The following is a 20,384-nucleotide window of genomic DNA, read 5'->3' as shown; positions in this document are numbered from 1 at the left end:
TCAGTCGTCCGCCGGCTGCGCGCCCTGCCGCTGCACGACGACCGCGGCCGCGTCGGCGGCCACGACCAGGGCGGCCTCGCGATCGGCGCCCGCGGCGAGCGCCGACGCCAGCGCGCCGCAGAACGCGTCACCCGCGCCCGTCGTGTCGACGACGCGGGAGACCTTCGACGCGGGGACCTCGACGTCGCCCCACATCGCGCCCTCGGAGCCGAGGGTGACGAGCAGCGAGCCGGGCGCCGGGATCCCGGACTCGCGCAGCAGGCCGGCCTCGTGCTCGTTGACGACGACGGGGTCGGCGAGCGCGAGCACATCGGCGGGCAGCTCGGCGAAGGGGGCGAGGTTGAGCACGACGCGGGCGCCGGCGGCGTGCGCGCGGCGGACGCCCGCCGCGACGGCGTCGAGGGGCAGCTCGAGCGAGGCGAGCAGGACGTCGCCCGCGGCGAGCGCGTCGAGCGGATCCAGGTGGGCGTCGGTGACGCGCCCGTTCGCGCCGGGCGCGACGATGATCGTGTTCTCGCCGTCGGCGTCCACGGCGATGACCGCGAGGCCCGTGGTGGCGCCCGCGACCGTGGCGAGCCCGGAGACGTCGATGCCACGGGCCACGAGGCGGGCGCGGTACGCGGATCCGTCGGCGTCGTCGCCCACGGCCCCCACCATCGCGACCTCGCCGCCCGCGTCCGCCGCGGCGACGGCCTGGTTCGCGCCCTTGCCGCCCCAGAGCCGCTCGGGATCGGATCCCATCAGGGTCTCCCCCGGCTGCGGGTGCCGCGCGACGCGCACCACCTGGTCGACGTTGAGCGATCCGAGCACCACGACGCGGCCCATGGGCACCTGCCTCCCCCGGCACGCGGCCGGCCGCGCCCGGGTGGCGCTCTCGGCCAGGGTACCGACCGGATCCGCCCGCCCGGGACCGCCCGCGGGTCCGCGCGCACGCCCGATACCGTGGGGAGCGGACCGATCGGAGGACGCCCGTGCCCGACCCCGGACCCCGCGTGCGCGGCCCGCGACGCCCCCTGCTCATCTCCCGCTCGTTCGCGCTCGTCTGGGTCGCGCAGGCGCTCTCGTCGTTCGGCGAGTACGTGCTCGCGGCGACCGTCACGGTCTGGCTCGCGACGGGGCTCGCCCCCGGCGACCCGGCGCTGCCGCTCTACATCGGCGCGGTCATCGGCGCGACCAGCCTGCCGCGCCTCGTGCTCGCGCCGTTCGCCGGGGTGCTCGTCGACCGGTGGCCCGCACGCCGGGTGATGGTCGCCGCCGACCTCGCGCGCGCCGGCCTGCTCATGCCGCTCCTCGTGATCGCCGTGACGGGGCCCGCGCCCGTCGTCATCGGCGCCGTGATCGGCACGCAGCTGCTCATCGCCTGCGCCTCGCAGCTCTTCGACCCGGCGCGGGCCGCCCTCGTGCAGGTGGTCGTCCCCGCCGACCGGCGCGCGGACGCCGCGGGACGGTCGCTCCTCGCGAGCACGGGGGTGGGGATCCTGTCGGCCATGATCGGGCCGGCCGTCTACGCGGGCCTCGGGCCGGTGCCCGCGCTCGTGATGGACGCGGTGTCGTTCCTCGCGTCCGCGGCGCTGGTGCTCGCGGTGCGCGAGCGCGGGGCGACGACGGCGCAGGTCGCGCCGGCGGGCGCGGACGCGCACGGGACGGTCGCCTCCGCGGGCGCCCGCCTCCGCGCGGAGCTCGCCGCCGGGATCCGCGTCGTGCGGACCTCCCCGCGCCTGCGGATCCTCGTGGCCGGCCTCGCCGCGTACGGCGTCACCCTCGGCGTCAACAACGCGACCCTCGCCCTCCTCGCGCTCACGACGATGGGCCTCACGGCGGCGGAGTACGGCGCGGTGACGGCGATGTTCGCGGTCGGCGGCCTGGTCGGATCCCTCACCGCGCCCCCGCTGGTCGCCCGCCTCCGCCCCGAGCGCGCGCTGCCCGCCGCGCTCGTCGCCCTCGGCGCCACCTACGCGGCGTACTCGACCGTCCGCGCGTTCCTGCCCGCGGCGGTCCTCATGGGGCTCGCGGGCCTCGTCTTCTCGGTGTTCCTCGTCGCGCAGGGCCCCATCCTGCAGGCGGAGGCGCCCGTCGGGACGATGGGCCGGGTCTCGTCGCTCGCCGCGACGGTGCAGGCGGGCTCGTCGCTGGTCGCCACGGTCGTGACGGCGCAGGCGCTCGCGCTCCTCGCCCCGGCCGCGCAGCCCGCCGCCTACCCGGTCGCGGTCGCGACGGCCGCCGTCGTCATGGGCGGCGCCGGCCTCGCGCTCGTCGCGGGCCTCGTCAGTCGAGGAAGAGGACCCGCAGCCGCCGCGTCGTGAAGACCAGGCCGATGGCCGTCATCACCGCGAAGTAGAGCACGTGGCCGACGACCGCGATCGAGAGCGCGCCCGTCGTGAACCCGCGCACGAGCTCCACCGCGTGCCAGAGCGGGAGCGCCTGGATGACCGTCTGGATCCACGCCGGGTACACCGACAGCGGGTAGAAGGTCGCGGAGAACAGGAACATGGGCAGCAGGATGAAGTTGATCCAGTCCATCTGCTGGAACGTCTTCATGTAGCTGGTCACGGCCATGCCGAAGCTCGCGAACGCCAGCGCGACGAGCACCACGGACGGCAGCGCGAGGATCGCCCACCACGACAGGTTGAGGCCGAGCACCTGCATCACGACGAGGAAGCCCGACGAGTAGACGACGCCGCGCAGCAGCGCCAGCGAGATCTCGCCGAAGGCCACGTCGAGCGGCCCGAGCGAGGTGGCGAGCATGCCCTGGTACAGCTTCGAGTGGTTCATCTTGAAGAAGACGTTCCAGGTCGAGTCGTAGACGGCGCCGTTCATCGCCGAGACCGCGAGGAGCGCGGGCGCGATGTACGCGGCGTACGGCACGGGCTGGCCGGTGCTCGTGGTCACGTCGCCGACGAGCGAGCCGAGGCCGATCCCCATCGCGAGCAGGTAGAAGACGGGCTCGAAGAAGCCGGAGAGGACGACGGTCCAGTTGGTGCTGCGGGTGGCGAGGAGGCCGCGGGAGAGCACCGAGCGGGCGTTGCCGGCGTAGAGCGCGCGGGGGCCGCCGCGGCTCCGGCGGGTGGCCGGCGCGGGGGCGTCCGCGGGCATCGTGGATCCGGTCATGCGCGCAGCCTCCTCGTCGCGACGCGGCGGGCCAGCGTCCAGCCCGCCGCGAGCCACAGCAGCAGGTACGCGACGTGCGCGACGGTGAGCCAGAGCGGCTCCTCCATGCCGTAGGTGGCGACCCGACCGAGCTCGGTGCCGTGCCAGAGCGGCGAGATCCAGCCGATCCACTGCAGCCAGACGGGGAACTGCGTGAGCGGGAAGAACGTGCCCGAGAACAGCGAGAGCGGGGTGATGACGAAGCGCATCACCATCGCGATCTGGCCGGTGTCCTGCGTGAGGGTGGCGACGTAGGCCATGAGCATCACGCCGATCGCCATGCCCGTGAGCACGGCGGCGCCGATCGCGAGGAAGCCCGTGCCGAGCGGCACCGCGCCGAACAGGAGCATGAAGCCGAAGTAGGCGATGCAGGTGGGCGCCATGCGGATCGCGACGCCGATGACCTGGCCGTCGACGATCTGCGCCGGCGTGAGCGGCGACGCGTTCATCGCCTGGAACACGGGGTTCCACTTGAACCCCCCGAAGATCGGGTAGCTGAACTCCTCGCTCGCGACCGTCATGGCGCTGGTGGCGAGGAGCGCGGGCGCCACGAAGACCAGGAAGCTCACGCCGAGGGCCTGCTTCGCGCCCGTGCCCTGGTCGACGACCGTGGCGAGCCCGACGCCGAGCGCGTAGAGGTAGACGTAGGGGCTCGCGAGGCCGGTGGCGAGCGCGGTGCCGAGGTAGGCGCGGATCCCGAGGAGCCGGTGCTCGGCGGCGTACCAGCCGCCGAAGCGGCGCGGGCGGACACCGCCGGCGAGGGCCCGGGCGCGGGCGTCGGCGCCGTCGCGGGGCCCGTCAGCGGCCGCTCCCCCGGCGGCCGCGCTGCGGTCGACGACGCTCACTCGACCAGGCTCCGTCCCGTGAGGCGGAGGAAGACGTCCTCGAGGCTCGAGCGGCGCACCAGCGTCGTGATCGGCTTCAGGCCCTGCTCGAGGATCCGGCTGAGCACGGCCTCGCCGTCGGACGCGTAGACGAGCACGCGGTCGGGCAGCACCTCCACGCGGTCGCCGTACCCGGCGATCTCGCGTGACGCGGACTCGTTGCGGTCGGAGCCGAAGCGCACCTCGAGCACCTCGCGGCTCGAGTGGTCTCGGATGAGGGACGCGGGCGAGCCCTCCGCCATGATGCGGCCCTCGTCGACCACGACGATCCGGTCGCACAGCTGCTCGGCCTCGTCCATGTAGTGCGTGGTGAGCACGAGCGTCGTGCCCTGCTCCTTGAGGCGGAAGAGGCGGTCCCAGAGGATGTGGCGGGCCTGCGGGTCGAGGCCCGTCGTCGGCTCGTCGAGCAGCAGGATCCGCGGGTCGCTGATGAGGGCGCGCGCGATCGTGAGGCGCCGCTTCATGCCGCCCGAGAGGTCGTCGACCTTGGCGCCCGCCCGGTCGCTCAGCTGCGCGAACTCGAGCAGCTCGTCGGCGCGCGCCGCGACCTGCTTGCGCGGCAGGCCGAAGTAGCGGCCGTACACGATGAGGTTGTCGCGCGCCTTGAGCTCGAGATCGAGGTTGTCGGCCTGCGGCACGACGCCCAGCTGCGAGCGGATCTCCGGGCCGTGCGTGTCGGGGTCGAGCCCGAGGATGTCGAGGGAGCCGCCCGTGCGCGAGGAGACCGCGCCGATCATGCGCATGGTCGTGGACTTGCCGGCGCCGTTCGGGCCGAGCAGCCCGAAGGACTCCCCGGGCGCGACCTCGAAGGAGAGGCCGTCGACGGCGACGTGGTCGCCGTACTTCTTCACGAGGCGGTCGGCGGTGATGACGGGGGTGGGCACGATCAGCCAGCCTAGGGAGCGGAGCGCTTTTCCACCATGGGCGGGAATGCGGGGCCGTGCGCGTCGGCGCGCCGCGGCCGCACGGCGATGCGCCTCCGCCGGGGTCTCCCCTCCTCCGAGCGGATGCGCGGCGGGCGGCGCGTAGAGTCCTGGTGGCGCTGCGATGCGGCCGGTCCGCCGGGCGTCCTCGCCCCGGACCCCGGCTCGCTCCGCCCCGCCGCGCGCCGCACCACCACGCCCCACCACCCGGGAGACCACGCATGAGCACCGCCCGCCCCGAGTCCCCCGCCGGTCAGGCCGAGGGCGCCGCTCCGGGAGCCGCCGCGACCGCCGCCGCGACCGCCGCCGCCTCCGTCGCCGACCCGGCTGCCGCCCCGCGCTCCCGCAACCCGTTCGCGCGCCGCGACTCCGCCGACGACGGGCCCCGCGCGCGCTTCTCGGAGCTGCTGCCGTACATCCTCGAGCAGCGCGGGCTCATGGCCTTCGTCGTGGTGCTCAGCGTGCTGGGGGCGGCCGCGAGCCTCGGCCAGCCGCTGCTCGTGCAGCGCGTGGTGGGCGTCGTGCAGGAGGGCGGCGCGCTCGGAGCGCTCGTGTGGGCGCTGGTGGGCCTCGTCGTGGTCTCGGGCGTCCTCTCCGGCTACCAGCACTACCTGCTGCAGCGGATGGGCGAGGGCATCGTCCTCTCGTCGCGCCGCACCCTCGTGCGCCGGATCCTCCGCCTGCCCATCTCCGAGTTCGACACGCGCCGCACGGGCGACCTCGTCTCCCGCGTCGGCTCCGACACCACGCTCCTCCGCGCCGTGCTCACGCAGGGCCTCGTCGAGGCGATCGGCGGCGCGGTCACGTTCCTCGGCGCCATCATCGCGATGTTCATCATCGACCCCGTGCTCCTCGGCCTCACCGTGCTGGTCGTGGCCGTCTCGGTCGTGGCCGTCGTGGGGCTCTCCGGGCGGATCCGCATCGCCAGCCAGCGCGCGCAGCGGAAGGTCGGCGACCTGGCCGCGAGCGTCGAGCGGGCCATCGGCGCGATCCGCACCGTCCGCGCCAGCAACGCCACCGACCGCGAGATCCGCACCATCGAGCAGGACGCCGAGGGCGCGTGGGAGATGGGCATCAAGGTCGCGAAGGCGTCGGCCGTGGTCGTGCCGATCGCGGGCATCGCCCTGCAGGCGTCGTTCCTCGTGGTGGTCGGCGTGGGCGGGTTCCGCGTCGCGTCCGGCGCCATCGCGGTGGGCGACCTCGTCGCGTTCATCCTGTTCCTGTTCCTCATGATCATGCCGCTCGGCCAGGCCTTCGGCGCCGTGACCGCGGTCAACCAGGCGCTCGGCGCGCTCGGCCGGATCCAGGAGATCGTCAAGCTGCCCGGCGAGACCGACGGCGACGCCGACCTCGCCGGCCGGATCCGCGACGACGCGCCCGCCGCGACCGACTTCACGGACGCGCCCGCGGTGGAGCTCGTGGACGTGCGGTTCGCGTACCCGGCGGCGGCGCTGGCGGAGGCGGCGGGCGAGGACGCCGGGGCCGTGGACCCGACCCCCGTCGCCGACGAGGCCCCCGGCGCCGACCGCACGGGCGGCGGCGTCCTCCAGGGCGTCAGCTTCCGCGCCGAGCGGGGCACCCGCATCGCGCTCGTCGGTCCCTCGGGCGCCGGCAAGAGCACGATCCTCGCCCTCATCGAGCGCTTCTACGACCCGACCTCCGGCGTCGTGCGCGTCGGCGGGCGGGACATCCGCACGCTCGACCGTGAGGACCTCCGCCGCCAGATCGGCTACGTCGAGCAGGACGCCCCCGTCCTCGCCGGCACGCTCCGCGAGAACCTCACCCTCACCGCGTTCGACGCGTCCGACGAGGACTGCATCCAGGTGCTGCACGCCGTGAACCTCACCGAGGTGCTCGCGCGCAACGAGCTCGGCCTCGACGCGCCCGTCGGCGAGGACGGGATCATGCTCTCCGGCGGCGAGCGCCAGCGCCTCGCCATCGCCCGAACGCTGCTCTCCGCGCCGCCGATCCTGCTGCTCGACGAGTCGACCTCCAGCCTCGACGGCCTCAACGAGCAGCTCCTCCGCAAGGCGATCGACGCGGTCGCCGAGCACCGCACCCTCATCGTGATCGCGCACCGCCTCTCGACCGTCGTCGACAGCGACCTCATCGTCGTCGTCGAGAAGGGCCGCGTGGTCGGGACGGGCACGCATGCGGAGCTCGTCGTCTCGACGCCGCTGTACCGCGACCTGGCCAAGCACCAGCTGCTGGTGTAGTCGGCGGGGCCGCCGGCGCCGCTCGCGTCACGCGGCGGCGCTCAGGCGCGCGGCGCCGATCAGGCGCGCTGCGTCGTCTCCGCGCGCCCCGCCGCGGCCAGGTGCATCTCCCGCGCCGCGAGGAACAGCGGCAGCGCGACGGCGAACGCCACGAGCGGCGTGAGCAGCACGTAGACCCACACCCGCCGCATCCGGAGCCGCCGCCCCTCCGCGATGATGAAGGTGACGCTCGCGACCGCCGCGATCAGCAGGTCCCAGGAGAGCGATGAGACCGCCGGGCCGCCGGCGCCGAGGTCGGCGAGGAAGTCGCGCCCTTCCGTCATGACGCGGATGTTCGCCGACCAGGTGAGCACGAGGCCGGCGGCCGCGAGCACGAGGTAGACGACGGCGAGGCGCGTGGGGCGGCGGCGTGCGGGTCGTGCGGGCATGGGACCTCCTGGGGGCTGACGCCAGGCTAGGCGCTGGCCGCCGGCGCCGTGAGGGCGTAGAGCGCGACCGCGCTGGCCGCGGCCACGTTGAGCGAGTCGATCCCGTGCGCCATGGGGATCCGCACGACCGTGTCCGCGGACCGGATCGCCTCCTCCGAGAGCCCGGGCCCCTCGGAGCCGAGCACGATGGCCAGGCGGTCGTGCGCGGACGCCGGGAAGTCGCGGAGGGACACGGCGTCGGACGTGAGCGCGAGCGCCGCCACGTGGAAGCCGGCGTCCGCGAGGGCCTGGCGCGTCTCCGGCCACTCCCCCGTGCGCGTCCACGGCACCTGCAGCACGGTGCCCATGCTCACGCGGATGGCGCGGCGGTAGAACGGATCGGTGCAGCGCGGCGTGACGAGCACCGCGTCGGCCCCGATGGCGCCGACCGAGCGGAAGATCGCGCCGACGTTCGTGGGATCCACGACGTCCTCGAGCACGACCACCCGCCGCGCGTCCCGGAGGAGCGACGCGACCGACGGCAGCGGCGGCCGGTCGAGCGACGCGACCACACCCCGGTGCAGCACGTACCCAGTGAGCTCCGCGAGCAGCTCCCCCGGGCCGGTGAACACGGGCACGTCCCGGTCGCCGACGAGCGCGAGCGCCTCCTCCACGGTGCCGCCGAGCGCGAGGACGGACCGCGGCGCGTGCCCGGCCCGCAGCGCCCGCTCGAGCACGAGCGCCGACTCGGCCAGGTAGATCCCGTGGCCCGCGCCCTCGGCCTTGCGGAGCGCCACGTCGGTGCGGTGGCTGTAGTCGGCGAGCCGCGGATCCGCGAGGTCCTCGACCGGGACGACGTGCGCCACTAGGCGGCGAACGGGTCGGGCGTGAGCGTGTACTTCGTGTTCAGGTACTCGTGGATGCCCTCGAGCCCGCCCTCGCGGCCGAGCCCGGACTGCTTCACGCCGCCGAACGGCGCCGCCGCGTTGGAGATGACGCCCATGTTGAGGCCGGTCATGCCCGTCTCGAGGCGCTCGATCATCCGCTGGCCGCGCGCCAGGTCCCGCGTGAAGACGTAGGAGACGAGGCCGTACTCGGTGTCGTTGGCGAGGCGCACGGCGTCGTCCTCGTCGTCGAACGGCACGATCGCGACGACAGGGCCGAAGATCTCCTCGCGCAGGATGTCGCTGCCCTCCACCACGCCCGTGAGCAGCGTCGGCGGGTAGAAGTGGCCGGCGCCGCCGCGGGGCTCGCCGCCCGCGCGCACGTCGGCTCCGCGCTCGACCGCGTCGCGCACGAGCCGGTCGGCCTTGTCGACCGCCCGCCCGTCGATGAGCGGGCCGACGGCGACGCCCTCCTCGGTGCCGCGGCCGATGCGCATCGCGTCGATGCGCTCCTGCAGCCGGCCGGCGAACGCGTCGGCGATCGAGGCCTGCACGATGAAGCGGTTCGCGGCCGTGCACGCCTGCCCGACGTTGCGGAACTTGGCCGCCATCGCGCCGTCGACCGCGCGGTCGAGGTCCGCGTCCGCGAACACGACGAAGGGCGCGTTGCCGCCGAGCTCGAGCGAGACGCGGAGGACGTTCTCGGCCGCCTGCGCCCCGAGCCGGCGGCCGACGGGCGTGGACCCGGTGAAGCTCAGCTTGCGCAGCCGCGGGTCGGCGATGAGCGGGCCGGTGACGCCCGCGGCGTCGGTGGTGGGGATCACGTTGAGCACGCCCGCGGGCAGCCCCGCCTCGGCGAGCAGCTCGGCGAAGCGCAGGGTGGTGAGCGGCGTGAGGTCGGCCGGCTTGATGACCACGGTGCAGCCCGCGGCGAGCGCCGGCGCGACCTTGCGGGTCGCCATCGCGAGCGGGAAGTTCCACGGGGTGATGAGGAGGACCGGGCCTACGGGGTGCTGCGACACGATCATGCGGCCGGTGCCCTCGGGGTTCACGCCGTAGCGGCCGGTGATCCGCACGGCCTCCTCGGAGAACCAGCGGAGGAACTCCCCGCCGTACGTGACCTCGCCCAGCGACTCGGCGAGCGGCTTGCCCATCTCGAGCGTCATGAGGAGCGCGAACTCGTCCTTGCGCTCCTGGAGCAGGTCGAAGGCCCGACGGAGGATCTCGCCCCGCACCCGCGGCGCGGTCGCCGCCCAGTCCGCGGCGGCGTCGACGGCCGCGTCCAGGGCCCGCATGCCGTCCGCCGGCCGCGCGTCGGCGACGCGTGCGATCACCTCGTCGGTCGACGGATCCCGGACCTCGAACGTCGCGCCGCCGTCGGCGTCGACGCGCTCCCCGCCGATGAGCAGGGTGGTGGGGGTGCCCGACAGGAGGTCGGTCTCGGTGGATGCGCTCATGGGGTCCTCGCTTCTGCTGTGGTGCTGCTGGTGCTCGTGCTGCTGGTCGTGCCGGTCCCGACCGGACGCGGGCGATGCCGTGGGGGTCGTCCCCCGATGGAACCGCGCGGGGCCCGTCAGACCGCGGGGCCCTCGACGATCTCCGCGCCCGCGTCCCGCAGGCGGTCGAGCGCCGCCGTGCTCGTCGCCGGCGCGACGCCCGCGACGAGGTCGGCGAGCACGCGCACGCGCAGGCCCTGGTGCACGGCGTCGAGCGCCGAGGCGAGCACGCAGTAGTCGGTCGCGATGCCCACCACGTCGACGTCGGCGATCCCGTGGAGCACCAGCAGGTCGGACAGCGGCACGCCGTCCTCGGTGGTGCCCTCGAAGATCGAGTAGGCGGGCGCGCCCTGGCCCTTGCGGAGGTGGAAGTCGACCGCGGTCACGTCGAGGTCGGGGTGGTACTCGGCGCCCGGCGTGCCCTGCACGCAGTGCGGCGGCCACGTGGTCGAGAAGTCGGGCGTGACGCCGGCTGCGGCGAAGTGCCCGCCGTTGTCGCCCGTGGGCTCGTGCCAGTCGCGCGAGGCGAGCACGTGGTCGTAGCGGTAGGGCTCCGCGGCGAGGAGCCGGGTGATCCCGCGCGCGACGTCGCCGCCGCCCGCGACGCCGAGCGCGCCGCCCTCCGTGAAGTCGTTCTGCACGTCGATGATGAACAGGGCACGGCTCATGCGCCGCTCCTTCCCCGGGCGGTGCCCGGTGCCGTGGATCCGCCGCCCGGGACCGGGCGCCGCGTCACTCGTCCCCCAGGTCCGCGCCGCAGCGGTAGGCCCCGGCGGCGAGCGCGTCGAGGGCGATCTTGGCGTCCCCCGTCACGTTCCCGATGGCGTAGAACGCGAAGGTGAGCTTCGCGCCGTCCGCCGCGTCGATGATGCCCGCGAGCGTGTAGCCCGTGTCGATCCAGCCGGTCTTGGCGACGACGTGGCCGCGCGCGACCGCGCTGTCGCCGGTGAAGCGCCCGGCGAGCGTCCCCGTGCGCCCGGCGACGGGGAGGCCGTCGTGCAGGTACCCGAGGGCCTGCTGCCGCTGGTCGACCTGGATCATGAGCTGCGCGAGCAGCGACGGGGGCACCCGGTTGTCGGGGCTGAGGCCCTGGCCGTCGACGATCGTGAGGGCCGACGTGTCGAGGCCGTACGCCTGGAGCGCCTTCGGGATGCCCGCGGCGAGCGACTGCTGCGTGTTCCCCGCGCCGACCTTGATGCTCACGAGCCGCGCGAGCGACTCGGCCAGCACGTTGTCCGAGTTGATGAGCGCGGTCTGGACGAGCGACGACACCGGCTGCGACTCCACCTTGCCCAGCACCGCGGCGCCGCCAGGGGCTGTGCCCTGCGTCACCTCGGCAGAGCCGCCCAGCATCGAGCGGAACGTGCTGCCGACGCGCGCCAGCGGATCCTCGCTGCGTGCGGACACGACGGCGCCGGGATCCGCGCGGTCGGCGTCGAGCTGGAGGGGCGTCATGAAGCTCGAGTACCCCGCCTTCCGCTCGGTCGCCGCCCACGACGGCGCCCACGTCTCGCCGGAGAACAGCGACGTGTCGAGGACGATGCGCGTGATGGGCGTGCCCGCGGTGGCCGGATCCGCCGCCCACGCCGTGCGCACCTGCTGCGCGAGGTCGCTGAGGCGGGGTGCGCCCGGGTAGACGGAGCTCCCGGAGGTGAGGCGCGACAGGGTCGGGTCGCCGCCGCCGACGAGCACCACCGTGCCGGGCTCGGCCCCGCGGACGACGGTGGTGGCGATGCGGTGGTCGGGCCCGAGGGCCGACAGCGCCGCGGCCGAGGTGATGACCTTCATGACGCTGGCCGTGCGCTCGGGCGTGCTGCCGGCGCGGTCGAACAGCACGCGGCCGGTGGCGGCGTCGCGGACCTGGCCCTCGAAGGCGGCCAGGCGCGGGTCGGTCGCGAGCGAGGCGATGGAGCACATGCGGAGATCGCGTGCCGTGCCCCGGTCGGCCGGCGCGGGACGCGGCGGGGCCGCCGTGGGGGTGGGGCTCGGCGTCGGGGTGGGATCCGCGACGGCGGCGGCGACGCTCGCGGAGGCGCTGCCCGTGCGGCCCGCCAGGGCGCCGGCACCGACGGCACCCGCCGCGAGGAGGGCGACGACGGCCACGCCGGCCGTGAGGGCGCGGGCCCGTCGGCGGTCGCGGCGCCCGGTGGACGCGGTTGCACGCGGCCGGCGGCGATCCGCGCGCGCGCCGTCGGGCTCGTCGGCTTCGGATCGCATGGGGCCATGTTAGACGCCGACGCCGGGAGGGATCCCGGCACCCGACGGCCCCGGGACGACGGACGCGGAGGGCCGCTGGGGAGGGCGCACGTCATCGCCCTCCGGACGGGGAGGACGGAGCGACGAGGAGCGGGTGGTGCGTGGAGCCGCCTGTCAGAATCGAACTGACGACCTTCTCATTACGAGTGAGATGCTCTACCGACTGAGCTAAGGCGGCCCGGCCCGGTTCGCACCGGGCACGATTAGAGAGCATACCGGATGCCGGGGGATGCTCCGGCACACGGCCCGTCCGACCGGCCGGCCGGCCGGCCGGCCGGCCGGCCGGCCGGTCGGTCACCAGCCCGGCGCCGGCCCGGCGCCAGCCCGGCGTCAGCCGCAGGTGGTGCCGGACGCCGGCGGATCCCCGCGGAGCAGGTACCCGTCGACGGCGCCGACCACGCACGGGTCCCGCTCGTCGTAGGCGATGTGCCCCTCCCCGTCGTAGGTGAGCAGGACGCCCGAGGAGAGCTGCTCCGCGAGCGATTCGGCCCACGTGTACGGCGTGGCCGGATCGCCGGTGGTGCCGACCACGACGATCGGCGCCGCCCCCTCGGCGGACACCGGTGCGGGCACGTCGCGCGCGGAGTAGGGCCAGTTCCCGCACAGCGGGTCGACCTCGCCGTCGAGCGTCGTGTCGTCGTCGGAGAGGGGGCCTCCCGCCTCCCGCAGCTCGGCCGCCTCGCGGGTCAGGACCTGCGGGTCCCGCTCCACCGGGTAGTCGACGCACTGGATCGCGAGGAAGGCCTCGTAGTAGTTGCCCTGGTACGTGCCGTCGGGACTGCGTCCGAAGTAGGAGTCCGCCAGCGCGAACGCCGTCTGGGACTCGCCCCGCAGGGCCTCCGCGAACGCCGTGGTGAGCGCGGGCCACTGCTGCTCGCTGTAGAGCGCCGCGTCGATCGCGCTGTGCATGACCTGGCCGTCGAGCTCGCGGCCGTCGCGGGCGCGGAGGGGGCTCGCGTCCAGGCGCTCGAGGAGGGTCGCGACCATCCCGACCCCGTCGTCGACGGATCCTCGGAACGGGCAGTCGCGCCCCGCGAGGCACGCCGCCATGTACGCCTCGAAGGACGTGCGGAAGCCGGCGGTCTGGGCGCGCACGACATCGAAGGAGCTGGAGGACGGGTCGAGGGCGCCGTCGAGCACCATGCGACCCACGTGGTCAGGGAAGTCCTGCGCGTAGTGCGCGCCGATGCTCGTGCCGTACGAGTAGCCCAGGTAGTTCAGCTCCGGGTCGCCGACGAGGGCGCGGAGCATGTCGAGGTCGTGCACGGTGCTCTGCGTGTCGATGAACTGCAGCAGCGGGCCGGAGCGCGCCGCGCACGAGTCCGCGAACGACTTCGAGGCCCGGAGTAGCTCCTGGTCGTGCTCGGGCGTGCCGGGAGCCGCCTCGGTCTGGCCGTAGAGGAAGGAGTCGAGCTGGGCGTCGTCGACGCAGTCGACGGCCGTCGAGGCGCCGACCCCGCGGGGATCCCAGCCGACGATGTCGTACGCGTCCTGCAGGTCGCGCGACACGGCGGCGTCGACGCTGGCCTTCACGAAGTCGACGCCGGATGCCCCGGGACCGCCGGGGTTCACGAACAGCGACCCCTGCGGGCCGCCGGACCCGCGCGCCGTGTGCCGCACGAGCGCGAGCTGGATGTCGGTGGCCGGATCCGGCGCGGACCAGTCGAGCGGCGCGGTCGCGGTGGCGCACTGGGCGCCGTCCTCGCAGGGCGACCAGCCGAGCACCTGCTCGTAGTAGCGGGCGAGGTCGGGCGCCACCTCCTCCGCGGCCGGGCTCGAGGTGGCGCTGCGCGGCGCCGGCGTCGGGAACGGGACGCAGCCGGTGAGCGCGACGGCGGCGGCGAGCAGCGCGGCGCCGAGCGCTCCGACGCGACGGCGGCTGGTCCTCCGGCCGCGGACCGGGCGCGTCATGCGCCCGCCGATCGGGTGCGGGTGATCGACACGAGCATCGCCTCCAGTGCGAGGGCCGGTGAGACGTTGCCGTCGATGCGGCGGCGGGCCACGCCGACCGCGTCGAGGACCGCGAGCGACGCGGCGGCGGATCCGGCCGCGGCCGCCTCCGCGATCCGCGGCGCGATGGCCGCGTTGACCTGCGGGAGGTCGGCGCCGAGCTGGTGCAGGAGCACGTCGCGGTGCAGGGACATGAGGTCGACGAGGATCCGGTCGATGCCGTCGCGGAGGCTCCGGGTGGAGCGCCGTTTCTGGTCCTCCTCAAGCTGCCGGATCTGCGAGCGCAGCTGCGGCGGGATGGATCCGCCCTCCTGCACCCCGAGCGACCGCAGCGCGCGCTCGCGCTCGTCGGCGTCCCGCTGGACCGTGAACGCCTTGGCGTCCTGGCCGGCGAGCTCGAGCATCGCGGCGGCGGCGCGCACGGCGTCGCCGACCGTGCGGATGCCGAGCGCGAGCTCGAGGGTCCGGCTCCGGCGCTCGCGCGCCTCGGCGTCCGTCGCGAGCCGGTGGGCCATGCCGATGTGGCTCTGCGCCTCGCGGGCGGCGCGGGTGGCGGTCGCCGCGTCGACGCCGTCGCGGCGCTGGATGAGGGCGGCCACGTCCTCGACCGACGGGATCCGCAGGCGCACGCTGCGCACGCGCGAGCGGATGGTGGGGATGAGGTCGGCCTCGCTGGGCGCGCAGAGGATCCAGATGGTGCGCTCCGGCGGCTCCTCGAGGGCCTTGAGCAGCAGGTTGGAGGTGCGCTCGGTCATGCGGTCGGCGTCCTCGACGACCATGACGCGGTAGCGGCCGACCGACGGCGAGTACTGCGACGACGTCACGAGCGCGCGCACCTCGTCGATCGCGATGATGACGCGCTCCGTGGCGAGAACGCCGAGGTCGGGGTGGCTGCGGGCGGCGACCTGGCGCGCGGTCGCGGCGTCGCCCTCCGGCGTGCCGTCGCTCAGCAGCGCCGTCGCGAAGGCGTAGGCGAGGTTGGAGCGGCCGGACCCGGGCGGCCCGGTGATGAGCCAGGAGTGCGCGAGCGCGGTGCCGCTCGCGTCGCGCGCGGTGGCGCGCGGGCTGCTGGCGGCCGCGAGCAGGGCGACGGCCTCGGACTGCCCGGTGAGCTCGTCCCAGATGGCGCGCCTGGCCGGGCTCGTCGCGGCGGCGATCCCCGCGCCGACGTCGTCGCTCACGCGCGCGCCCCCGCCCCGAGGAGCTGCGCCGCCCGCATGCGGATCACATCGGCGATCTCCTCGCGCGGGCGCCCGGCGTCGACCACGAGGAAGCGGTCCGGCTCGGCCTCGGCGAGCGCGAGGAACGCCTGCCGCACCCGCTCGTGGAACTCGCCGCGCTCCGCCTCGAGCCGGTCGAAGCGCGTCCGGGCGGCGTCCAGCCGCACGCGCGCGGCGGCCTGGTCGAGGTCGAGCAGCACGGTGAGGTCCGGCAGGAGCCCCTCGGCGGCCCAGAGCGACAGCTCGCGGATCTCGCCCGCGTCCAGCACCCGCCCCGCGCCCTGGTAGGCGACGGACGAGTCGAGGTACCGGTCCTGCAGCACGACGGCGTCGCGATCCAGAGCCGGCCGGACGACCGTCTCGATGTGGTGCGCGCGGTCGGCCGCGTAGAGCAGGGCCTCGGCGCGCGGGGCGATGTGCCCCCGACGATGCAGCACGATCTCGCGGATCTCCGCGCCGAGGTCGCTGCCCCCGGGCTCCCGGGTCACCACTACCTCGCGGCCGCGCTCCTCCAGCCATCCCCGGAGGAGCGCCGACTGCGTGGACTTGCCCACGCCGTCGCCGCCCTCCAGGGTGATGAAGACGCCGGTCACGTCGCGTCGGACGCCTTCGCCGCGGCAGCGGCCTTGTTCGCGGCACGCGTCGCGGCCGCCTTGGTGGCGGCCGCCGAGCGAGCAGCCGTGGTCGCGGTGCTCGCCTTCGCGGTGGTCGCCTTCGCGGTGGTCGCCTTCGCCGCAGCAGCCCGCGGCTTCGCCGGGGCCTTCGCCTTGGCGGGCGCCTTCGCCTTCGCCTTGGCCGGGGCCTTCGCCTTCGGCTTCGCGGGCCCCTTGGCGCGCTTGTCCGCGAGCAGCTCGACGGCCCGGTCGAAGTCGATGTCCTCGACGGACTCGCTCTTCGGGATCGTCGCGTTCGTCTCCCCGTCGGTCACGTAGGGGCCGAAGCGCCCGTCCTTGACCTTGATGCCCTTGCCGCTCACCGGGTCGGCGTCCAACTCCTTCAGCGCGCTCGAGGGTCGACGCGCCCCGTACTTCGGCTGCGCGAACACCTCGAGGGCACCCGCGAGGTCGATCTCGAAGATCTGCTCCTCGCTCGTGAGCGACCGCGAGTCGGTGCCCTTCTTGAGGTAGGGGCCGTACTTGCCGTTCTGCGCCGTGATGGGCGTGGCCGTCTCCGGGTCGTCGCCGACGACGCGCGGGAGGTCGAGCAGGCGGAGAGCCGTCTCGAGGTCGACCGTCGCGAGGTCCATCGACTTGAAGATGGACGCCGTGCGCGGCTTGACCGCGGCCGCCTTCTTGGCGGCGGGCTTCTTGGCAGGCGCCTTCTTGGCCGGCGCCGCCGTGGTCGTCGCGGCAGCTGCCTCGAGCACCTCGCCCGTCGCCGGGTCGACGCCGTCGGCGGGAGCCGCGGGAGCCTCCTCGGGCTCGGGGTCCAGCTCCGTCACGTAAGGCCCGTACCTGCCGTCCTTCGCGACGATCTGCTTCCCGTTGTCCGGGTTGATGCCGATGACCCGGTCCGTGACCACGGGCGCGTCGATGAGCTCGCGCGCCTTGGCGGACGTCAGCTCGTCGGGCGCGAGGTCCTCCGGGAGGTTGACGCGGCGGGGCGTCGCGTCGGGCTCGGCGCCCTCCTCGTGCACCTCCAGGTACGGGCCGTACTTGCCGATCCGCAGCGTGATGTCGTCCGCGATGCGCAGCGAGTTGATCTCCTTGGCGTCGATCTCGCCGAGGTTGTCGATGGTGGGACGCAGGCCCTTGTGGGCGTCGTTCCCGTAGTAGAAGCCCTTCAGCCAGTCGACCCGCTCGGCGGAGCCGTCCGCGATGCGGTCGAGGTCGTTCTCCATGCCCGCGGTGAAGTCGTACTGCACCAGCTCCGTGAAGAACTCCTCGAGGAGCCGGACCACCGAGAAGGCGATCCAGTTGGGCACCAGCGCCGTGCCGCGCGGCGTCACGTAGCCGCGGTCGACGATGGTCGAGATGATGGCGGCGTACGTGGAGGGACGCCCGATGCCGAGCTCCTCCAGCGTCTTCACCAGGCTCGCCTCCGTGTAGCGGGGCGGCGGGCTGGTCTCGTGGCCCTTGGCGTCGACGTCGACGAGGCGGAGGTCCTGGCCCTTCTTGAGGTCGGGCAGCTTGGCCTCGCGCGGCTCGGCCGCGCCGTGGCGCTCCTCGTCGCGGCCCTCCTCGTACGCGGCCAGGAAGCCGCGGAAGGTGATGACCGTGCCGGAGGCGGCGAACTCGGCGACCTCGCCCGCGGAGGTGGGGCCCGCGGCGATGACGACCGACGCGGTCGATCCCTTGGCGTCCGCCATCTGCGACGCGATGGTGCGCTTCCAGATCAGGTCGTAGAGCTTGTGGTCGTTCCCGCGCAGGGTGGAGGCGAGCTGCTGCGGGGTGCGGAAGGTCTCGCCCGCCGGGCGGACGGCCTCGTGGGCCTCCTGCGCGTTCTTGCTCTTGCCCGCGTAGAGGCGGGGCTTGTCGGGCACCGTCTCCGGGCCGTAGAGCTCGGCTGCCTGCTTGCGCGCCGCGTTGATCGCCTGCTGCGACAGCGACGGCGAGTCGGTGCGCATGTAGGTGATGTAGCCGTTCTCGTAGAGCGACTGAGCGACGCTCATCGTCTGGCGCGCGGAGAAGCGGAGCTTGCGCGCCGCCTCCTGCTGCAGGGTCGACGTGGTGAAGGGCGCGGCGGGCCGACGCGTGTACGGCTTCGACTCGACGCTCTGCACCCGCAGGGGCACGGACGGGTCGCGCAGCGCCTCGGCGAGGGCCTCCGCGGTGGACGCGTCGAGCGGCCGGGAGTCGTTCTTCAGCGCGCCCTTGTCGTCGAAGTCCCGACCGGTGGCGATGCGCGCCCCGTCGATGCGCACGAGCCGCGCGTCGAACGGCAGCTCCTGCTCGAGCGGCGACAGCGATGCCGTGAGGTCCCAGTACGACGCGGTGACGAAGGCGAGCCGCTCGCGCTCCCGGTCGACGACGAGGCGCGTGGCGGCGGACTGAACGCGGCCCGCGGAGAGTCCCGGGCCGACCTTGCGCCAGAGGACCGGCGACACCTCGTAGCCGTAGAGGCGGTCGAGGATGCGCCGGGTCTCCTGCGCGTCGACGAGGGCCGTGTCGATGTCGCGCGTGCTGTCCCGCGCCCGCTCGATGGCCTCCTTGGTGATCTCGTGGAACACCATGCGCTTGACCGGGACCTTCGGCTTCAGCACCTGCAGCAGGTGCCAGGCGATGGCCTCACCCTCGCGGTCCTCATCCGTCGCGAGGAAGAGCTCGTCGGCGTCCTTGAGCGCGCGCTTCAGGTCGGCGACCGTCTTCTTCTTCTGGTCGCTGACGACGTAGTACGGCTCGAAGCCGTTCTCGACGTCGACGGAGAACTTGCCGAGCGTGCCCTTCTTGAGCTCGGGGGGCAGGTTCTTCGGCTCGATGAGATCGCGGATGTGGCCGACCGAGGCCTGCACCTCGTATCCGCTGCCCAGGTACTGGGCGATCGTCTTGGCCTTGGCCGGCGACTCGACGATGACCAACTTCTTCGTGCCGGGCACGTGACTCCTTATATATGCGTTCATGGGGACCGCCGTGCGGCCCGGTGTCCAGGATGCGCGCCCGCCCGATGCGCTCCGGGGCGACGTGCGGCGGGGTCCCCGACAAGGCACACCATACACACGCGCACCGACCGGCCACCTAATCCAGGCGGCGCCCGTGCGGCCTCCCGGGAGCGGCTCCCGAGCCGCATCCCGTGCATGGGATGCGCCGCCACCGTGACGACGGTGGACGCGCGCACGAGGTGCGCCGCGGCGTCACCCGGGCGGCGGATCCGGGGGCTGCCCCGCGCGCGCCCGGGCCGTCACCGGGAGGTCCAGCACCCCGCCGTGGCGCGTCACCCGCACCGCCGCCGTCGTCCCCGTCACGTCGCACTCCGTCAGCGTCGCGCCGGCGGCGACGGCGATCTCGTCGGCGGCCGCGCACGGTGATCCGACCGCGAACCCGGCGGCCGCATCGGCTGCGGCCAGGGCCGCGGAGTCCGCCGCCCCCGCCGCGGCCGCCCGCTCGACGAGCGCCGACGAGGCGACGACCGCGGCGAGCGCGAGGGACGTGACGGCACCGAGCACGCCGATCGCCACCACCGTGCCCGAGCCGACGTCCTCGTCACGGCGCATCCTGATCCTCCTGCCACGCGCAGCCCCGAGCTGAGACCGTGATGCCCGCGGCGCCCGCGGGTCCGAAGCGGCTGGGCGCCGTGAGACGGACGCAGACGGCATGCCCCGACCGGTCGACGGCCATGGTCGCGTCGCCCGCGGCGCCCGCGATCCGCCCGCTCGCCGTGCCCGCGTCCTCCCCGCGCCCGAGGCTCCGGGCGGCCTCCTCCGCGGCCGACGTCAGCATCACCTGCTGCCCGACCGTCTGGACGGCGCCGAGGCAGAACCCGAGCACCAGCACGACGGCCGGCAGCACGACCGCCAGCTCGGCAGCCGCCGCACCGCGATCACCGCCTGCGTCGACGCCCGGCGGGCCGGCGGCCCGGACGGGAGCGGAGGGGATCCGGATCACCGGTCGTAGGTGAGCGCGCGTCGCACGAGGTCGAGGAGCATGCCCCGCACCTCGTCGCTCTGCAGGATGACCACCAGCAGCCCGGCGAACGCGACCGCCGCCATGGTCGCGATGGCGTACTCCGCGGTGGCCGCACCCCCGTCGGCGGTCGCTCCGCGGTGGACCCGACGGCCCGCGCACGCGACGCGGGCGCATCCCGCCAGCGCGAGCCGCGCGCACCGCCCGATCCGCGCGTCATCGCCGCTGCCGGGACGGGGTCCGCCGCCTCCGACCGTCGCCGCCGCCGCCGAGGACGTCGCCGCCAGCGGCCATACCGCGCGTGCCCCGGTCGCCGTCGTGACCGCCGTCGTCCCGGCACCCGTCGCGCCGGATGCCGCCCGGCCCCGCTCCTCGATCGATCCCGCATCCCGCTCGACCACGCTGCGCGTGCTCCCCTCGAATACGTCCATGTCCTCGACCT

The 20,384-nt window shown here is 74.6% G+C and carries 18 protein-coding genes and 1 tRNA gene; 2 read left to right on the top strand and 17 right to left on the bottom strand.

The window, feature by feature from the left end; all coding sequences use genetic code 11:
* A complete protein-coding gene (locus tag H9X71_RS04340; protein ID WP_191148488.1) occupies positions 1-825 on the bottom strand; it encodes a ribokinase in 825 nt (274 codons plus the stop codon).
* Between the two features lie 146 nt (positions 826-971).
* On the opposite strand from H9X71_RS04340, the gene H9X71_RS04335 reads away from it, so the two are divergent.
* Complete coding sequence (locus H9X71_RS04335; RefSeq protein WP_191148487.1) at positions 972-2,303, top strand: MFS transporter; 1,332 nt, start codon at positions 972-974, stop codon at positions 2,301-2,303.
* On the opposite strand, the gene H9X71_RS04330 is transcribed toward H9X71_RS04335, so the two are convergent.
* Genes H9X71_RS04330 through H9X71_RS04320 form a run of 3 tightly spaced genes read right to left on the bottom strand, consistent with a single transcriptional unit; the run spans position 2,266 to position 4,915 of the window.
* A complete protein-coding gene (locus tag H9X71_RS04330; RefSeq protein WP_191148486.1) occupies positions 2,266-3,108 on the bottom strand; it encodes an ABC transporter permease in 843 nt (280 codons plus the stop codon). The two genes, H9X71_RS04335 and H9X71_RS04330, sit on opposite strands and share 38 nt — an antisense overlap.
* Positions 3,105-3,992 (bottom strand): ABC transporter permease, encoded by an 888-nt coding sequence (locus H9X71_RS04325; protein ID WP_191148485.1) that lies wholly within the window; start codon positions 3,990-3,992, stop codon positions 3,105-3,107. The genes H9X71_RS04330 and H9X71_RS04325 overlap by 4 nt, the downstream gene beginning before the upstream one ends.
* Positions 3,989-4,915: an ABC transporter ATP-binding protein gene (locus tag H9X71_RS04320; RefSeq protein WP_045529116.1), complete on the bottom strand. Its 927-nt coding sequence runs from the start codon at positions 4,913-4,915 to the stop codon at positions 3,989-3,991. Before H9X71_RS04320 ends, H9X71_RS04325 begins: the two co-directional genes overlap by 4 nt.
* Positions 4,916-5,175: 260 nt before the next feature.
* On the opposite strand from H9X71_RS04320, the gene H9X71_RS04315 reads away from it, so the two are divergent.
* On the top strand, positions 5,176-7,170 hold the full coding sequence (locus H9X71_RS04315) for an ABC transporter ATP-binding protein (RefSeq protein ID WP_244961782.1): 1,995 nt from the start codon (positions 5,176-5,178) through the stop codon (positions 7,168-7,170).
* 59 nt (positions 7,171-7,229) lie between these two features.
* Here the strand turns inward: H9X71_RS04315 and H9X71_RS04310 are convergent, their stop codons facing one another.
* The 13 genes from H9X71_RS04310 to H9X71_RS14865 all read right to left on the bottom strand — a co-directional run bounded on the left by H9X71_RS04310 (position 7,230) and on the right by H9X71_RS14865 (position 20,373).
* Positions 7,230-7,598: a DUF2834 domain-containing protein gene (locus H9X71_RS04310; RefSeq protein ID WP_191148484.1), complete on the bottom strand. Its 369-nt coding sequence runs from the start codon at positions 7,596-7,598 to the stop codon at positions 7,230-7,232.
* 26 nt (positions 7,599-7,624) lie between these two features.
* Entirely contained in the window at positions 7,625-8,443 is an 819-nt protein-coding gene (locus tag H9X71_RS04305; protein ID WP_191148483.1) for a TrmH family RNA methyltransferase, read from the bottom strand.
* A complete protein-coding gene (locus H9X71_RS04300; protein ID WP_191148482.1) occupies positions 8,443-9,918 on the bottom strand; it encodes an NAD-dependent succinate-semialdehyde dehydrogenase in 1,476 nt (491 codons plus the stop codon). Before H9X71_RS04300 ends, H9X71_RS04305 begins: the two co-directional genes overlap by 1 nt.
* A 116-nt stretch (positions 9,919-10,034) precedes the next feature.
* Positions 10,035-10,625 carry an isochorismatase family protein gene (locus tag H9X71_RS04295; RefSeq protein WP_191148481.1) on the bottom strand — a complete coding sequence of 197 codons (591 nt, stop codon included), beginning with the start codon at positions 10,623-10,625 and terminating at the stop codon, positions 10,035-10,037.
* Positions 10,626-10,689: 64 nt separating this feature from the next.
* Entirely contained in the window at positions 10,690-12,174 is a 1,485-nt protein-coding gene (gene dacB / locus H9X71_RS04290; RefSeq protein WP_244961780.1) for a D-alanyl-D-alanine carboxypeptidase/D-alanyl-D-alanine endopeptidase, read from the bottom strand.
* A 141-nt stretch (positions 12,175-12,315) separates the two neighbouring features.
* A tRNA-Thr gene (locus tag H9X71_RS04285) sits at positions 12,316-12,391 on the bottom strand.
* A gap of 152 nt (positions 12,392-12,543) precedes the next feature.
* Positions 12,544-14,124: an alpha/beta hydrolase gene (locus tag H9X71_RS04280; RefSeq protein ID WP_191148480.1), complete on the bottom strand. Its 1,581-nt coding sequence runs from the start codon at positions 14,122-14,124 to the stop codon at positions 12,544-12,546.
* A complete protein-coding gene (locus tag H9X71_RS04275) occupies positions 14,121-15,344 on the bottom strand; it encodes a DNA polymerase III subunit delta' (RefSeq protein WP_244961779.1) in 1,224 nt (407 codons plus the stop codon). Before H9X71_RS04275 ends, H9X71_RS04280 begins: the two co-directional genes overlap by 4 nt.
* Entirely contained in the window at positions 15,341-15,976 is a 636-nt protein-coding gene (gene tmk, locus H9X71_RS04270) for a dTMP kinase (protein ID WP_191148479.1), read from the bottom strand. The genes H9X71_RS04275 and tmk overlap by 4 nt, the downstream gene beginning before the upstream one ends.
* Positions 15,973-18,918, bottom strand: coding sequence for a type I DNA topoisomerase (gene topA / locus H9X71_RS04265; RefSeq protein WP_191148478.1), 2,946 nt, complete (start codon positions 18,916-18,918; stop codon positions 15,973-15,975). The genes tmk and topA overlap by 4 nt, the downstream gene beginning before the upstream one ends.
* A gap of 255 nt (positions 18,919-19,173) precedes the next feature.
* Entirely contained in the window at positions 19,174-19,533 is a 360-nt protein-coding gene (locus H9X71_RS04260; RefSeq protein ID WP_191148477.1) for an Rv3654c family TadE-like protein, read from the bottom strand.
* Positions 19,523-19,924 (bottom strand): TadE family type IV pilus minor pilin, encoded by a 402-nt coding sequence (locus H9X71_RS04255; RefSeq protein ID WP_244961777.1) that lies wholly within the window; start codon positions 19,922-19,924, stop codon positions 19,523-19,525. The genes H9X71_RS04260 and H9X71_RS04255 overlap by 11 nt, the downstream gene beginning before the upstream one ends.
* The gene (locus H9X71_RS14865; RefSeq protein ID WP_244961776.1) at positions 19,921-20,373 is read right to left on the bottom strand and encodes a DUF4244 domain-containing protein; all 453 of its coding nucleotides are present in this window, start codon (positions 20,371-20,373) and stop codon (positions 19,921-19,923) included. The genes H9X71_RS04255 and H9X71_RS14865 overlap by 4 nt, the downstream gene beginning before the upstream one ends.
* Between the last annotated feature and the right edge of the window lie 11 nt (positions 20,374-20,384).

The organism is Clavibacter zhangzhiyongii (genome assembly GCF_014775655.1).
GTDB lineage: Bacteria > Actinomycetota > Actinomycetes > Actinomycetales > Microbacteriaceae > Clavibacter > Clavibacter zhangzhiyongii.
Note: the sequence above shows the minus strand (reverse complement) of the source record. Positions and strands in the feature narration are given on the sequence as shown.

Coding starts and splice junctions, on each gene's coding strand:
- H9X71_RS04280 (WP_191148480.1), bottom strand. CDS start 14,124: ATGACGCGCCCGGTCCGCGGCCGGAGGACCAGCCGCCGTCGCGTCGGA.
- H9X71_RS04295 (WP_191148481.1), bottom strand. CDS start 10,625: ATGAGCCGTGCCCTGTTCATCATCGACGTGCAGAACGACTTCACGGAG.
- H9X71_RS14865 (WP_244961776.1), bottom strand. CDS start 20,373: ATGGACGTATTCGAGGGGAGCACGCGCAGCGTGGTCGAGCGGGATGCG.
- H9X71_RS04310 (WP_191148484.1), bottom strand. CDS start 7,598: ATGCCCGCACGACCCGCACGCCGCCGCCCCACGCGCCTCGCCGTCGTC.
- H9X71_RS04260 (WP_191148477.1), bottom strand. CDS start 19,533: ATGCGCCGTGACGAGGACGTCGGCTCGGGCACGGTGGTGGCGATCGGC.
- H9X71_RS04315 (WP_244961782.1), top strand. CDS start 5,176: ATGAGCACCGCCCGCCCCGAGTCCCCCGCCGGTCAGGCCGAGGGCGCC.
- H9X71_RS04340 (WP_191148488.1), bottom strand. CDS start 825: ATGGGCCGCGTCGTGGTGCTCGGATCGCTCAACGTCGACCAGGTGGTG.
- dacB (WP_244961780.1), bottom strand. CDS start 12,174: ATGCGATCCGAAGCCGACGAGCCCGACGGCGCGCGCGCGGATCGCCGC.
- H9X71_RS04300 (WP_191148482.1), bottom strand. CDS start 9,918: ATGAGCGCATCCACCGAGACCGACCTCCTGTCGGGCACCCCCACCACC.
- H9X71_RS04330 (WP_191148486.1), bottom strand. CDS start 3,108: ATGACCGGATCCACGATGCCCGCGGACGCCCCCGCGCCGGCCACCCGC.